This is a genomic window from Roseibium litorale (genome assembly GCF_014842915.1).
In the GTDB taxonomy this organism is placed as follows: domain Bacteria; phylum Pseudomonadota; class Alphaproteobacteria; order Rhizobiales; family Stappiaceae; genus Roseibium; species Roseibium litorale.
Window position 1 is genome coordinate 75,282 of sequence record NZ_JACYXI010000007.1, and the last position, 14,686, is coordinate 89,967.

Genomic DNA, 14,686 nt, shown 5'->3' on the forward strand with positions numbered 1-14,686 from the left:
CAAAAATCCAAGCGCGGCAATATTGCCCACCGCGAGCTGGGCAGGGGCGCGGATGCGCGTCCCTGCCCTTGCATGTTACATCTCGATCCTGAAGCTCCGGATCTGGAACGGACGGAACCTCAACTCCACGGAAGATCCGGAAATCTCGATCTGGCTTGGCGACCTCTCCAGGATGTCCACCTCCATTAGCCCCTTCGCTTCAGGCGGCAGGGCGAGACGAGTGGCCGTTTCCTGGCCATGGGTTTCCCAAAGACGCACGACGATACCGTCACCGTCCTCGGATTGCTTTACGCTCTCCACGGTGACCGTTCCGCCTTCCAGCTGCAAAAGCTGCGCACTTACAGCCGCCGCACCAGCCTGTGCCACACTTTCTGCGGGCAGAGCCGCCGGGCTAAGGCGCAGAGGATGATTGAAGGCCTCTGCTTTCGCCGGGATCCCCTCTCCCTCAAACAGGCCATGGTGAACAGCTAGAGCATAGCGGAACCGGTGCTCTCCCTGATCCGCGTCCGGCCACGGATAAGTCGGAGACCGCAAGATCGTCAGGCGGAGATCCGTACCCTTGGCATCATAGCCGTATTTGCAGTCATTCAGCAGGGCGAGACCAAAGCCCGGTTCCGACAGATCCACCCAGCGATGCATCGCTGTTTCAAAGCGGGCCTGATCCCAGGACGTATTCCTGTGCGTCGGACGGCTGACATGACCGAACTGGATTTCGGCAATGGTCTTGTCCGCCGCAACATTGACCGGAAACGCAGCCTTGATCATCGTGTTGTGCTCGTGCCAGTCGATGAAGCTATCGACTTCGATCTCCGCTGCCCCATCCTGAAGCGAAACAACCTGCACGATCCGGGAGTTTTCATAGCGCCATTCAAACCGGATTGCGGCCCGGTAGGGACCGGTCTCAACCACCTCAGCTGAGACCAGATCGTCGATCTCCCAAACCTGATCCTCGAAACTGTCGTCAATGTCCCAGGCATCAAATTGCGCCGGCATATCCCGGTACGCCTGAAGCCGGTTCCCGGTATGGCCCGGATGGATGACTTCCCGTCCCTTGCGCTTGTCGAACAGGGAAACGAGACGCCCCTTATCATCAAAACGCGCTGACAGAACAGCATTTTCCAGCCGGTCTTCCGACATAACCAGAGCCGGATTGCCTTCAACGGCCGGTCCATCGGCGACGGATACGCCCGTCAGACTGAGCGGGGCCAGATCTTTTAGAGGCGCCGCCTGCTCCAATGTGCCATCCGCCCTGTGGAGCGTCTGAGTGACCGCGGAGGTCTCCCCCCTCCGCAGTATCTTTGGAGTGTCTCCGGACAGGGAGACCAGACCGCTTCTCGGGCGGGCCAGCACATTGAGCACAGCGAGCCCTTCCCCACCCAGAACAGCACCGTTCAGTTCACTCCGCAGCTTTGCCGCGGAGGTGAAGAAGCCGGCATAGTCACGGTCGCTGTCATCGAACACCTGGCCAATAGACGATCCCGGAAGAATGTCATGGAACTGGTTCAGCATCACAATCCGCCAAAGCCTGTGCAGCTCGGCAGCCGGATAAACGTGCCCTCTCTGCCGGGCGAGAACCGCCAAGGCTTCCAACTCGCGGAGTTCCTGCTCGGCCTTGCGGTTGTTCCGCTTGTTCTTGGCGACCGATGTCAGCGTGCCGCGGTGGAATTCCAGATACAGCTCACCGACCCAGCTCGGGAATTTTCCGGGTTCGGCATTCATCCGGCTAACAAGACCATCGAAGAACGGTGCCATCGGGCCATGGACGACAGCGGGGCACCCCGGAATGCCGCGTTCCATGCGGCGGATATTTTCCAGCATCTCGCGTGTCGGCCCGCCGCCACCGTCCCCATGACCATAGACCAGCCAAAGATCCCTGTTCAGATCCTGCTGCCCATGACGGCGCCAGGCCCCCATGACATGGGTTGGCTTGAGGTTCGGACAGTAGGTCGTGCCAATGCTGGTCGAGGTATAGGGCTGGCAAGTCAGGAAGTAGGCAGGCACCTCCGTCCCATCGATCCCCTGCCACCAGAAGGTCTCGTTCGGCATCCGGTTGGTGTCGTTCCAGCTCATCTTGTGAGTGACGAACACCTCAATACCGGACAGACGCATGAGCTGGGGCAGAGCCGCAGCATAACCGAATGTGTCCGGAAGCCACATGATCTTCGGGCGCACGCCGAATGTCTGCTCATGATAGGCAACACCGTGCATGATGTGGCGGATGAAGGACTCGCCGCTCGTGACATTGGCATCCGGCTCCAGCCAGAGCGCACCTTCGATCTCGAACTGCCCGCCAGCATGCTTCGCTTTCAGCCGCTCAAAAAGCTCCGGGTAGTCCTCATTTAGGTAATCGAGCAGCAAGCCCTGATTATACATGAAGGTGTAGTCGGGGTACTGGTCCATCAGGTTCAGCGCTGTCGCCATGGAGCGGGCCATTTTCTGGCGCGTCTCGCGGATACGCCATAGCCAGGCAACATCGATATGCGTGTGACCGGTCACAGTGATAACCGGTTTTTCCGCAAAGTCCTGCGCCTCATAAATACTCGCAGCAATGGCCCGGGCTTGTTCCAGAGAGGCAGCAAAGCGGGCTGCATCTCCCGGCCGGAAGTCGATCACTTTCAAAGCTTCATCGACAGCGTTGACAATGAAGTGCCGGCGCGGATCATCCACTTGCAGAAGACGGGCCACCTCAAGCGGAACGCTCAGGTCGTAAAAGACCGTCTCAGCAAGGAGATCATGCACCTGCAGATGGCAGGAGAACCCCGCCTGGCGGCGGCTTTCGATCGTGCCGGCCTCGATGGCGATGTCGAAGGCTTCGCCTGCCTGAGCGTTCTCAGACAGCAAAAGCTCCCGGTGATTGCCGTCAACGCCCTGAGCAAGCTTGCCATTCACCCGGACAAGACATTGGGGATCGGAGCGGCCCATCACATTGCCGAATTGAGCCTCAACACGCAGATAAACGCGGCATCCATGGGCCTGCTCAGGTATTGCCGCAGTTCCGGCAAACCAGAAATAGGCCTCAGGCTCCCCCCAGATCAGATCCGCATTCACCTCGACCCAGTTTCCCCGCGGCTCTGTCGAGGCCTGGCCGCGCTCTTCCGGCAGGGCTCTGCGGAACCGCAAGGGCACATCGTCTCCGACGCGCGTGAAAATACGCTCCTTCAACTGAGCAAGGAGGTGGTCGAGCTTTTTAAAGCGCTGCATGATTGTACTCATTGGCCGTCTGGAGACGGCCTCTTCCCTAAGTTTCAGCTGGCCTCATGAATATATTTTCACATCAGCCGCACAAGAAGTCGAATGCCTCTTGATTACAGGAGAGCCCGCAGCAGGTTCAATTTGAAAATATTTTTATGCGCGCACAGGCAACCAATTACGGCAGAGTGGCGACGCTAGCTCTGTCGATGATGCTGCACCCCAGCTCGAGCCGGTGCGCGGCCCGGTCCCCATCCGCGGCAAGGATCCGCTGCTCCAGCAGGTTCAGTGCCGCGGGGCCCATCTGTTCCAGCGGCACCCTGACAGTGCTGAGCGGAGGGACCACCAGTTCGCCAAGAGCAACGCCATCGAACCCCATGACGGAGACATCACCTGGAACCTTGAGGCCAGCAGAGGCAAGACCCCGCATGGCTCCGAAGGCGAGATTGTCCGAGGCACAGAACAACGCTGTCACGCCATCCATTCCGCCATGCTCGGATATCCATTGCCGGACCGCCCCCTCACCGAAGCGCGGCTCATACCCGCCCACCAGGAGCACTGGGGCATCTGTCATGGGCAACCCGCTGGCACGGAATGCATCGTGAAATCCGTCAAGGCGGCGATGAATGGTCGTGCGGCCCTCCCAGGTGATGTGCAAAATCTTGCGGTGTCCACGGGAAATCAGCCAGCTGGTCGCAAGCTGAGCTGCAAACCGGTTTCCAGGAGTGACGCTGTCCACCTGCATACCCTGATCTTCGCCATTGATCAGAACGGCGGGCAGTCCACCGGCACGCACACCGTTCAGAAGGTTACGATTGTCATCATTGACGATGATTACACCATCGGCCTGCACCTCTTCCGCTGCTGAGAGGACCATTTCGGCTGACAGATTCCCAGCCGCCGCATAAGGGGCAAGCCGGACACCCCTGCGCTCGCAATCGCGGCTAAGCGCGTTCAGGACGGTCCAGGAAAAGAGGTTCGTATCGTTTTCTGGCAAGGCATCGTCGTTCACCGCGAGCAGCACAGTGCGAAGCGCAGAAATCGTCGCCTTGACCTTCCGTTCCGCGAGATAGCCAAGTTCAGTCGCCGCATCCAGGACACGTGCCCGGACTTCAGGTGAAATCGACGCAGTCCCGTTGAGGACATGCGATACCGTTGAGTTGGCGACCTGCGCTACACGCGCCACGTCTTTAATGCCAACCTTTCGCCTGCCTGCTATTGCTCTCACTCCCACCCACGCACTGACGCGCCCACCAGCCACACAAACCAAAGATTTGGCAGCACCTCCGCAGTGTCAGTGAAAATCATTTCACCACCCTATCTAATTGCAGGGCCATTCTGTGAGATAACAGAACAAGAATGGCCAAAACACAACAGTTTTCTGAGAACTGAGCGTTTTGACCATTGATAGTTGTGATTAAAATATTTTCATTTGTCCGGACAGGTTCACGTCCAGCGGTTTGGCACTCCGCTCAGCACAACGATCTCGTCTGCGTGCCATCCGGCAGGCAGCGGCGCCGGACGGCTGACCGACACTGAATTCAGCTCAAGGTTTTCGACGTTACTTGCAAAGACACCCGGCATGCCGTCCGGGTAGTCCACCAGCCCGATTACCTTCCCCTCTGCATCCTTGATCCAGGCATTCGCGCGCCCGGCAGCATCCGGTGACGGCTCTAAGTCGAAGCGGGTCGGACGCACATCGTAGCGCAGCCCATTGAAGCGGCTAGGCTCCTGCCGCACGGAAACCCGGCGCAAGGCAACATTGCGGATACCTGCCGGCGCGTCGGCAACCAGGTTGATCGCGCCTTCCATCCGCCCGGTAATGTCCTCAAAGACGAGGTTCTCAACCGTGCCAGCCGGATTGGTCTTGCGCCGGTCGATACAGTTGACGGTGATCGCCTCGCCAGATCCCCAGAACCCCTCGGGTGTTTCCTCACAATCGATGTCGATGCGCTGGAAAAGCACGTTCCGGACGGCCCCGCCATCGCGGGAAAAAATGCCAAGCGCCCTGTTCGAGCGAACAATCTTGCAGTCTACAAACTGGATGTTTTCGAAGTTGCCGAAGCTCTCGGTACCCAGTTTCAGCGCACAGCTGCGGCTTTCAATGACACAGTTGGAGGCAGTGATCGAGCGGCAGATGCCTGCTGGCTGGCCATCGCTCTTGGCGCTGGTTTTCAAAACCACGCCATCGTCCGCTGTCGCGATATTGCAGGCGTTGATCGTCACATTGGTGCAGGCGTCGATGACGATGCCATCGGTGTTCGGCATTTCGCGGTCATTATCGACATGCAGGCGCTGGATCGAGATTCGGTCGGATCCGATCAGATGGATGGTCCACATCGGCGACTGGTGAACCGAGAAATCTTCCAAAGTGATGTCGGAGCAGTTTTCGAACACCAGTACGCGGGGCCGGAGAGCCGCAGGGACATGGGTGCCCATGTCCTCGATGTAACCAGTAATGAAGGCCGCGCCCTGTCCATCGATGAGCCCTTTGCCGCTGATGCGGATGCCGGAGGCATTTTGCGCCAGCAGAGCAGCCCGGTCCGAACTTTCGGCAATCACGTCCACCTTGTTGCTCTCATAGGCATCATAGGTGTCCGCGAGGCGGAGAATCGCGCCTTCCTCGAAATGCAGGTGCAAACCGGAGGGCAGCTTGAGAGCACCACAATGGTGGACTCCTGGACCGAGAACCAGAGTGGTGCCAGCTTCCGCCGCTGCATTCAGCTCGGCTTGAAGCCCGGAGGTACAATCCCCCTCGCGGCAGGAAAACACAGTTTCACGATCACGCATTGCGACGCTCCCTTCGCAGTCGGGGCAGTTGAAAGATGTCAGGACAATTCCGGCATGGGCAGACCGCCCACCGTCAGGTTTTCTTGACAGAGCAAGATTTAGCTGCCAAGTCAATTCGTCAGTTTATCGAACTAATTATTCCCAGACCGTGATCATGCCCAACGACAGATATCTGCCTCTCGAAAACGCGTTTCCCGCAACGAGTAAAAACGGCGGAAAACCAGGCTTATCGGTTGGCATCGACCTGGGCGGCACCAAGATCAATGCCATGGTTGTGGACAATCACGGCAAAATCCTCGCCAGGGTCAACGAGCCAACCGCCCACGGCCCGGATGCGCCCGTCCTTGATCAGCTTTCGCGCGTCGTGACCAGTCTAGCAAACCAGGCTGGCGCTTCTTCTGAAGACGTCCGCACGGTGGCTATCGGAATACCTGCTGCCATTTCCCCCCAGACGGGCCTGGCCTCCCTTTCCCCAAACCTCTACCTGCCGGAGGATATTCCACTCGCCGAACTTCTGGGCGAGAGGCTGCCGCTGACATGCATTCTCGTTGAGAACGACGTCAATCTTGCGGCCTATGGGGAAGCCAGTGCCATGGAGGCTCCCGATGGCGAGCCGGTTGTCTTCCTGTCTTTCGGAACAGGCGTCGGAATGGGGCTCGTGATAGGCAAGAACTTGATCCGCGGCGCTTTCGGACGAGGCGGCGAGATTGCCTATCTGCCTCTTGGCCCTTCTCCGCACGAAAAGGCTCCTGGGTCGCAGAATGGCATCTTCGAAGACATCGTCGGCACGCCTGGTATCCGCGCAACCTATTGCCGGGAAGGCGAAACCGTCGCCGATCTGTTTCAGCGGGCAGAAGCAGGTGAGGCTGACGCAGTTGCGGCGATCGACGGCGTGGCGCGCGAAGCCTCGGCAGGCGTTGGCGCCATTCAGAGTCTCTTAGACCCCATGGCTATCGTGATTGGCGGCGGAATCGGCAGCCAGCCGAGGTTTCAGAAGGCACTTGCCCGGCACGTGGACTCCCTGCTGCCCTTCCCCTGCGCGCTGCAGCCCAGCCGCTTTGGCGCAGAAGCCGGCGTGATCGGCGCAGCCCTGTTTGCCCTCCGGCACACCTGAAACCGCCTGTTCTTCATGAACGGAAGTTCAAAGTGAAAACTTTGGGAGCCAGTCAACGGCCGGGCCTTCTGACCGGAGCCGGTTCTGAATGGCTTGATGCGTCTGGTGCGCTCACGCCAGCTTACTAGGCGAGAAGCTGAGCAGCGGCCCGGTCCAATACCCAATGGACGTGAGCGTGGCTCATCAGCGCCGAAGCCGGACAGGTGGCGTCAAAACACCCCGAAAGGGCCTTGGCCACCGCTTCTGCCTTAGCTTCGCCCGTCGCCAGGACGACGATCGTCCTGGCAGACAGAATAGTCGCGATCCCCATTGTCAGAGCTTGAGAAGGCACAGCCTCTCCACTGAAGAAACTCTTGTTTGCTTCCTGTGTCGACGGATGGAGATCCACCAGTCTGGTGCGGCTTTCCAAATCAGAACCCGGCTCGTTGAAACCGATGTGCCCGTTCCGGCCAATGCCCAGAAGCTGCAAGTCAACCGGGCCCCGTTCCGCAATCAGTGCCTCGTACCTGTCAGCTTCCGCGGTCAGATCGGAAGCTGTGCCATCGGGAAGGAAGCAACGGTTCTTATCGATGTCCGTATGATCAAACAGAAGCGCATTCATGGTGCCGCGATAGGATCCCGGATGGCTGGCCGTCAGCCCGGCATATTCATCCAGGTTGAAAGTCGTGACTTGGGAAAGGCTGAGCGCTCCAGACCGGACAGAGCTGACCAGATCCGCATAGACCGACTCCATGGTCGCCCCGGTTGCCAGCCCCAGAACGGAGCCAGGTTTGCTGCGCACTTGAGCCCGAACCAGCTCCGCCACATGGCCGGCAGCGGAGGCTGCGGTTTCATGCAAGCTGACGGGAACAGAGGAATTACCGGATACGGCTTCAGCCCGGATTGCTGACGTTTTGGCCACTTCTCATTCCCCGCAGCATGTCCTCCGGCAACACAGCCGGTCATTCATCTGATGAGATAGAAGGAGAAAATTAATTCGTCAAGTTTCCGAACTTAAAGCATTTCAATAAGGGTCTTGCTTGCCGCTTCAGCCTTTCAACAGGCGGAGCACCTGGCCAGGATCAATCGGCAGGGACGGGAGGCAGGCGCAGTTGACTGGGAAGATCTTGCGGAGAAAACAAGCGGTTGTGCATCAGGTTCAGGGCAACGGCCACAGCACCGATCAAGGGCGCTTTTAACTCGAGCTGGCTGCGTTCAAGATGGATCTGCCGCCGGGTGATTGAGGGCAAGAGCGCCTGGATCTGCTCCAGCAATCCGGGTACAAGACCGATGAAACCACCAAGCACGACCCGCTCCGGATCAAACAGCGCATCGATGGAAACCACAGAGAGCGCTGCAAGCCGGGCGGTTTCCTGAAGAACCTGGGCGGCGGCCCCGTCATCTTCGGCACGCCTCAGAATGTCGTCCGCGGCCAGTCCGCTCACTCCTCCAGCAAGTTCATCATACCGCTCGACGATCCCCCGGGCTCCCAGAACGCATTCGAGTGCGCCACGCTCCAGGCTTGCACTGGCCTCCGGATCGCCGCCAAACGGCAGGTAGGCCAGCTCTCCTGCGGCTCCATGCGCTCCGCGGATCAGACGGCCTCCCGCCATGAGGCCAAGCCCAATTCCGGTTCCCAGCGACACAAAGGCACATGTTTCCAGCCCGGCCGCGCACCCGCGCCAGGCCTCGCCCAGCATGGCGGCATTGATGTCGTTCTCGACACAGACCTCGCATCCGAGCACCTCCTGCAGACGCCCCGCGACATCAAGGCTTTCCGAAGGATCCATATCGGGCGCAAGGGTCAACCGTCCACTAACAGGGTCCGCAACGCCGGGCATTGCCACGGCCGCCAGCAACAACCTCTCGCCCGGAATGCCCTCGCCGGCAAGGCAGCTGACGACGATCCGCCCTGCCCTTTCGACAAGATCTGCTCCCGAGCCCGCCGCAGCTTCCTCCCGCTCCAGGCGGATGGCGCCTGTCACATCCACAAGCGCAACCCGGATCAGCCCGCTGCCGATCTCAATTCCGGCGGCATAGCCGCGTTCGCCGGCAAATTCATAAGTGACCGCGCTCCGTCCCACGCGCCCGCTTTCAATGCCCTTGATCCGGACCCAGCCATCTTCTTCCAGAAGCCGGATGACTTCGGACATGGTCTGTTTGGAAAGGCCTGTCTTCTTCGCCAGCGTTGCCCGGGAGGTTGGCCCTTCCTGCAAGAGCACATCCACTGCGGCACGCACTGAAATCTGCCGGAGAACCGGATAGGGAGTGCCGGAAATTGTCATGCAGCCAACCTTTTGCGGACAGAGCGTTTTCCACTTGTCCGGAATCCAGGTTGTTCTTGCAAGCTCTGAACGCAAAAGCGCCGGGGGGCCGTAGCGGAAACCTGGGGGAAGACGCCTTGCCGGCAAAATCCAGCGCCCCCGTAAAGGCAGTGTCTTGGCGATGCCCACGCAGCTTCAAGAGCCACACGCTTCGCAGACCTGCGTCAAAGCAAGTCTTTACGCCTGAAAGACAAAACCTGTCAGACATTACATTCTTTGAATTTACGTATGAAGATAAATGGCGCGCCCGAAGAGATTCGAACTCCTGACCCCCAGATTCGTAGTCTGGTGCTCTATCCAGCTGAGCTACGGGCGCGCAATACCTTGGCGGCAACCGCTTGAGACCATGTGATCTCTACGAAGATTGCCTGAGGCATCCGTGCGGGGCGCGTTGTTTGCACCCCCGGAATGGGCGCATCTCTACTGCCCTCCCCGGACGATTGCAAGAGCGGTTTTCGTTTTTTTTGGCAAGAAAGCTCCGGAAGGTAAAAAACCCTAGAAAACAACGGCTTTCACGCCTGTTGATAACCACCGGCCCGCTGCTTGAGTTTTGTTTGCCGGAAAACAGCCCATTAAACAGCCTCGCGGTCAGGCAGCTCGATGCGGAAGCAGGCACCGGCTCCCCCCTCCTCAAGCCGGATGCTGCCGCCATGCGCGCGCACGAGTTCGGCTGCGATCGCAAGACCGAGACCTGTGCCGCCTGTCTTGGAGCGGCTCTGGAAGGCCTTGAAAAGGGTCTTGCGCACCGCCGGGGGAATCCCAGGCCCCGTATCCGACACCCTCAACCAGACGCCCGAGGGGCCACGATCAGCTTCAAGGACAATCCTGCGGACAAGCGTGCCATCCCGTTCGGCATCCAGCACCTGCATAGAGTTCCGGCACAAATTGAGCAGCACCCGGAAAAGCTGCTCCGGGTCCGCATCCACCTCCAGCCCCTCCGGGATCTGGTTATCGAACAGGATGGTGGCGTGTTCGTTGAGGCCAAGCACATCGCAAATGTCATCGCCGACACGCCGCAGGGCCAGCAGGCGGCGTTTGGGAGGCTCCTCGCTGGCCTTGCCATAGGCCATCACCGCCTGAGTGTAGGCAACGGCGCGGTCGAGTGTCGCAAGGATTTTCGGCGCCAGCCGGGTCACGGTGGGATCCGGCACATGTTCCAGACGTTCCAGGAACAGCTGCGCAGAAGCCAGCAGGTTCCGCAGGTCATGATTGATCTTCGAAACAGCCAGCCCAAGATCCGCCAGGTGCTGCTTCTGCTGGAGTGCGCGGTTCAGCGCCAGCTGCATGGCCGCCAGCTGCGCTTCCGCGTCTCCCAGCTCATCATTGCGCGGCGAGAGCCTGACGATGCGCGAGGCATCCTCCGGGTCTTCTGCGAAATGCACCATCGACCGGGTCAGCCGCTGTAACGGCCGGACAAAAAGCGCCCGGAGACTGAGGTAGACAAGCGATGCCGTGACGATGGAAATGACGAGCGACAATCCCAGAATGCGTACGGAAAAAGACAGCATGTCGCTTTTGAGAAGCCCGGCAGGCAGAACGATATCGACTTTCATCGAAGTTCCCATGGAGCCTGCTCCGATCACCCGCATCAGGGCATCCGGCGGCGCGAAAAGCGTCTCAAAGCTCTCCATGATTGCCCGCCAGGGCGTCATTTCCCCCATATCGACCACAAAGCTGATATCCGGAGGCTTCTCGCTCATGGCGATGAGCGACCGTCGGCTTCCCTGGTCGATAGAGATAGCGACTGCCCCGGTGGTGCGCAGAAGCTCCTCCTGCAGACGCGGAGCGATCGTGTTCGTTTCGCTGAGAACGGCGGCGGCAACCCCTGCCGTGGTCAGTCTGTCCCTCAGCCAGTTGTTCCGGAAATTGGCGACCGACGGAACATAGATAAAAATCTCAGACAACATGATGAAGGCGATCGTGAGGAACAGCAGCTTTCCTGACAGGCCGCCCAATCGCCGTCCCTGTTTCTGGGCATGCCCGGGAGCAACCTGAGGCTCCAGATAGGCTTGCCCGGAGGCTGGAGAGTCACTCCCTCCGGTGGGAAGTTCAACATGCTTCATTCTGAATCACTTTCAGCCGGTCAGCCGAACAACCGTAAAAAGGCCAGCAAGCGCCGGACCCACAGACGCCGGGGAACATCCGCATAATAGGACAAGGCCGCGCGCCGGATCAGCTCGCCCAGCGTTGGATAAGGTGTCACGAACCCGGCCAGGTCCCGCATTGTCATTTTTGCAAAAATCGCCAAAGAAAGCGAATTTATCAGCTCCCCAGCCTGCGCACCGGCAATTTCCGCCCCGATCAGCCGTCCACCAGGCCCCGCAATCAGCTTCAGACGCCCGGTGGTCAGGTTCTCCGTCACCGCACGGTCATTGCCGCTGTAGCTGGCAGAAACCACCCGGACACGCGCACCATACTTCTTGCGGGCTTCCTCCTCGCTGAGGCCGGCATGCCCCAGTTCGGGCGCAGTATAGAGAACCCTCGGCAGACCGGAAGAAGACGCCTTTACCGGCAGCCGGAACAGCGCCGAGCGGATGACAAGCCCCGCCTGATAGTTCGCCGCATGAGTGAATTGCGGCCCGCCCGTGACATCACCGATCGCATAGACCCGGCGGTTGGAGGTCCTCAGCCCGTCATCGATATGAATTCCACCCGGCCCATAACGGATACCCGCCTTCTCCAGCCCCAGGCCCTCCACCGAGGGACGGCGGCCGGTTGCGACGAGCAAATGGCTGCCTGACAGGGTTTCGACATCCCGACCGTCCTGCAGGAGGCTGACGGCGATCTCCACGCCGGAGGAGGTCACACCGGTCACACAGGTGTTCTCGCGAATAACCACCCCTTCCTTGCGCAGCGCATCCAGCACGATGGCAGCCATCTCCGGATCTTCCCGGCCCAGGGCCTTGCCCGCCTCAAGGACTGTAACGCGGCTCCCGAGGCGCCGGTGAGCCTGCGCCATCTCGATGCCAATGGCCCCACCACCCAGAACGATCAAATGATCCGGCAGGCGATCGAGGCCGAACAGGGTCTCATTTGTCACGTAGGGAACGCTCTCCAGCCCGGGAATAGCCGGGATGGCAGGTCTTGAGCCGGTTGCGATTACGAACCGTCTGGCGCGAATGTCCACATCACCGGCTCTGACGCAGTGTGCCGACACAAACTCCGCCGCGCTCCGCAGCACGGTCACGCCAAGCTCCTCAAACCGGCTGGCGGAATCATGCGGCGCAATCGCCTCGATCGCCCGGCGGACATTCTTCTGCGCTTCTGAAAAGGCAACTGGCCGCAAAACGGCCTCCCTGGCCGCGGACAAGAGGGCCTTTGAGGGCACACAACCGTGGTTCAGGCAGTCGCCCCCCATCTCACCCTTTTCGATCAGGACAACTTCAACGCCAAATGCTGCGGCTGCGGCAGCAACCGAAAGCCCTGCACTGCCTGCTCCTATGACGCATATATCTGGTGTGACGGTTCCTGACATGATGGACCTATGACGATGGCGTCTCTGAGAAATAACTGGGAGTGGCGTCAGGCTTTCTGACGGCTCTTGCGGCGCAAGAACCGGACAAGGATAGGGATCAGCGCCGCAATCCCCAGAGCAAAGAACGCCGCCAGAAGCTGCGGCGTGATGAGCGCTTCCAGCTCCACCGTACAAGCGCCTGACACTGTGCAGCCGGGACTGGCCAATTCCTGAGCCTCGATCACACTGCCAAGACCGGAGCCGATCACCGAGAAGGCAAACGTGCCGGGCAGAATTCCGAGGATGGTCGTCCACAGGTAGACATTAAAACGGATGCCGAGAAGAGCGGGCGCGATGTTCACCAGCCAGAAGGGAAAGACGGGCGTCAGCCTCAGAAACAGGAGGTAACTCGCTGCACTTTCCCGGAAACCACCCGCAAGCCGCGTGAGAAACGGACCTGCCCGGCGCGCGAACACGGCGCCAAGAGAACTGCGTGCAACCAGAAAAACGGCGAGAGCGCCGAATGTCGCCCCCAAAAGGGCCGCAAGCCCTCCCCAGATCCAGCCAAAAAGAAACCCTCCGGTAATCGTCAAGATCGAAGCGCCCGGAATCGAAAGCGCGACAATCAGCGTGTAGAGAATCATATAGCCGGACAGCATCGCCGCCCAATGTTCAGAGACATAAGTCTGCAGCTGGTTCTGCCGTTGGATCACCCAGGCAAGCTCCAGGTAGCGGTTCAAGCCAAACGCCCAGAAGGCAACTGCCACGAGGACAAGAAGACCTGCCGGAATCCAGCGTTTCCGACCACTCCTGCCGCTCAACTCCGGTTCCCTGAATTCAGACTGGAGAGACGTATTTTCCACTGATCCTGCCAGCCTTTTCTTGTGCGCCTTGGCGCGATCCAACCTCCGGATTGGAGGTTCAGCAACACGCCCACCGGTTCCGATGAGTGGCTCTATAAAGCCAGCTAAGGCCAGACAGCTGTCACAGACAAGTGACACTTCGGTGAGATAAACCGTGTTCAGGCCTGTGATTGAGCGCAGAGAATGTACTTAATTGCAGCGCTGCGCGTTGACTTGCTCCGGACTCATCCGTATAAGCGCCTCCGACTGGGACATGCATTCGGAACAACGCTCCTGTCTTGGGCGCGCCACATGGCGCTTCGAGTGCTTCCTCCAAGAACATTGAAAAACAAGGGCCGCGCTGTTCGCGCGGGGAAGAACAATGAAGCGTACGTATCAACCGAGCCGTCTTGTCCGCAAGCGCCGTCACGGCTTCCGTTCGCGCATGGCGACGAAGAATGGCCGTCTGGTTCTCGCTCGCCGCCGGGCAAAGGGCCGCAAGCGCCTGAGCGCCTAAGCGGGCCAGCGCATGCGGCTTTGTCGGTGATGACTGTCAAGGACACCCAGCAAACGCCGCCGCACATGAACACTCTTAAAAAGCGCTCCGAGTTCCTAGCCGTCGCCAAAGGTGGACGGGTGGGCCGGTGCGCTTTTGTGTTACAGGGGCTGAAGCGTGATGGCAGCGAGCCGCCGCGCATTGGCTTCACGGTCACAAAGAAGACCGGGAATTCGGCTGTGCGCAGCCGGATCAAGCGCCGGCTTCGGGCAGCCGTTGCCGCCCTTGCCCCAGAAGACATCCCGATCCAGGCAGATTTTGTTCTCGTGGCCCGCGAAGCCGCGTTGACTGCACCCTTTGAAAATCTGATATCGGACCTTAAATCCGGACTTCCGCTCTCGCTCGACCCGAAGTCCGCACAGCGCCACAGGTCTTCACGCAAGCCGAAAGGCACGCGCGGAGGCGGACACGCGCCGAGCAGAAAACAGGGGTAATCCA

11 protein-coding genes and 1 tRNA gene are annotated in these 14,686 nt (G+C 59.7%); 3 read left to right on the forward strand and 9 right to left on the reverse strand.

Annotation, left to right across the window (positions count from 1 at the left end; genetic code table 11):
• Nucleotides 1-75: 75 nt before the first annotated feature.
• From IG616_RS12050 to pglB, 3 genes are all read right to left on the reverse strand, one after another.
• Complete coding sequence (locus tag IG616_RS12050; protein WP_192148421.1) at nt 76-3,201, reverse strand: alpha-mannosidase; 3,126 nt, start codon at nt 3,199-3,201, stop codon at nt 76-78.
• A 166-nt stretch (nt 3,202-3,367) separates the two neighbouring features.
• Complete coding sequence (locus tag IG616_RS12055) at nt 3,368-4,375, reverse strand: LacI family DNA-binding transcriptional regulator (protein WP_343072369.1); 1,008 nt, start codon at nt 4,373-4,375, stop codon at nt 3,368-3,370.
• A 260-nt stretch (nt 4,376-4,635) separates the two neighbouring features.
• Nucleotides 4,636-5,979 (reverse strand): polygalacturonase PglB, encoded by a 1,344-nt coding sequence (gene pglB, locus IG616_RS12060; RefSeq protein WP_192148423.1) that lies wholly within the window; start codon nt 5,977-5,979, stop codon nt 4,636-4,638.
• Between the two features lie 154 nt (nt 5,980-6,133).
• Here pglB and IG616_RS12065 point away from each other — a divergent pair, with 154 nt between their 5' ends.
• On the forward strand, nt 6,134-7,093 hold the full coding sequence (locus tag IG616_RS12065) for an ROK family protein (RefSeq protein ID WP_192148424.1): 960 nt from the start codon (nt 6,134-6,136) through the stop codon (nt 7,091-7,093).
• Nucleotides 7,094-7,217: 124 nt separating this feature from the next.
• On the opposite strand, the gene nagB is transcribed toward IG616_RS12065, so the two are convergent.
• The 6 genes from nagB to IG616_RS12095 all read right to left on the reverse strand — a co-directional run bounded on the left by nagB (nt 7,218) and on the right by IG616_RS12095 (nt 13,671).
• Nucleotides 7,218-7,994: a glucosamine-6-phosphate deaminase gene (gene nagB, locus IG616_RS12070; RefSeq protein WP_343072370.1), complete on the reverse strand. Its 777-nt coding sequence runs from the start codon at nt 7,992-7,994 to the stop codon at nt 7,218-7,220.
• Nucleotides 7,995-8,154: 160 nt separating this feature from the next.
• On the reverse strand, nt 8,155-9,357 hold the full coding sequence (locus IG616_RS12075) for an ROK family transcriptional regulator (protein WP_192148425.1): 1,203 nt from the start codon (nt 9,355-9,357) through the stop codon (nt 8,155-8,157).
• A 278-nt stretch (nt 9,358-9,635) separates the two neighbouring features.
• Nucleotides 9,636-9,712 (reverse strand) — tRNA-Arg (locus tag IG616_RS12080).
• 256 nt (nt 9,713-9,968) lie between these two features.
• The gene (locus tag IG616_RS12085; protein WP_192148426.1) at nt 9,969-11,459 is read right to left on the reverse strand and encodes a sensor histidine kinase; all 1,491 of its coding nucleotides are present in this window, start codon (nt 11,457-11,459) and stop codon (nt 9,969-9,971) included.
• Nucleotides 11,460-11,479: 20 nt separating this feature from the next.
• Complete coding sequence (locus IG616_RS12090; protein ID WP_192148427.1) at nt 11,480-12,871, reverse strand: dihydrolipoyl dehydrogenase family protein; 1,392 nt, start codon at nt 12,869-12,871, stop codon at nt 11,480-11,482.
• A 47-nt stretch (nt 12,872-12,918) separates the two neighbouring features.
• Entirely contained in the window at nt 12,919-13,671 is a 753-nt protein-coding gene (locus IG616_RS12095; protein ID WP_209007474.1) for a TVP38/TMEM64 family protein, read from the reverse strand.
• A 403-nt stretch (nt 13,672-14,074) separates the two neighbouring features.
• On the opposite strand from IG616_RS12095, the gene rpmH reads away from it, so the two are divergent.
• Entirely contained in the window at nt 14,075-14,209 is a 135-nt protein-coding gene (gene rpmH, locus IG616_RS12100) for a 50S ribosomal protein L34 (protein ID WP_192148429.1), read from the forward strand.
• A 65-nt stretch (nt 14,210-14,274) separates the two neighbouring features.
• A complete protein-coding gene (gene rnpA, locus IG616_RS12105) occupies nt 14,275-14,682 on the forward strand; it encodes a ribonuclease P protein component (RefSeq protein WP_192148430.1) in 408 nt (135 codons plus the stop codon).
• Nucleotides 14,683-14,686 lie beyond the last annotated feature (4 nt).

What these genes read in the sequence shown, in the direction of transcription:
- IG616_RS12050 (WP_192148421.1), bottom strand. Translation starts at nt 3,201, where the DNA reads ATGCAGCGCTTTAAAAAGCTCGACCACCTCCTTGCTCAGTTGAAGGAG.
- pglB (WP_192148423.1), bottom strand. Translation starts at nt 5,979, where the DNA reads ATGCGTGATCGTGAAACTGTGTTTTCCTGCCGCGAGGGGGATTGTACC.
- IG616_RS12065 (WP_192148424.1), top strand. Translation starts at nt 6,134, where the DNA reads ATGCCCAACGACAGATATCTGCCTCTCGAAAACGCGTTTCCCGCAACG.
- IG616_RS12075 (WP_192148425.1), bottom strand. Translation starts at nt 9,357, where the DNA reads ATGACAATTTCCGGCACTCCCTATCCGGTTCTCCGGCAGATTTCAGTG.
- IG616_RS12085 (WP_192148426.1), bottom strand. Translation starts at nt 11,459, where the DNA reads ATGAAGCATGTTGAACTTCCCACCGGAGGGAGTGACTCTCCAGCCTCC.
- IG616_RS12090 (WP_192148427.1), bottom strand. Translation starts at nt 12,871, where the DNA reads ATGTCAGGAACCGTCACACCAGATATATGCGTCATAGGAGCAGGCAGT.
- rpmH (WP_192148429.1), top strand. Translation starts at nt 14,075, where the DNA reads ATGAAGCGTACGTATCAACCGAGCCGTCTTGTCCGCAAGCGCCGTCAC.
- rnpA (WP_192148430.1), top strand. Translation starts at nt 14,275, where the DNA reads ATGAACACTCTTAAAAAGCGCTCCGAGTTCCTAGCCGTCGCCAAAGGT.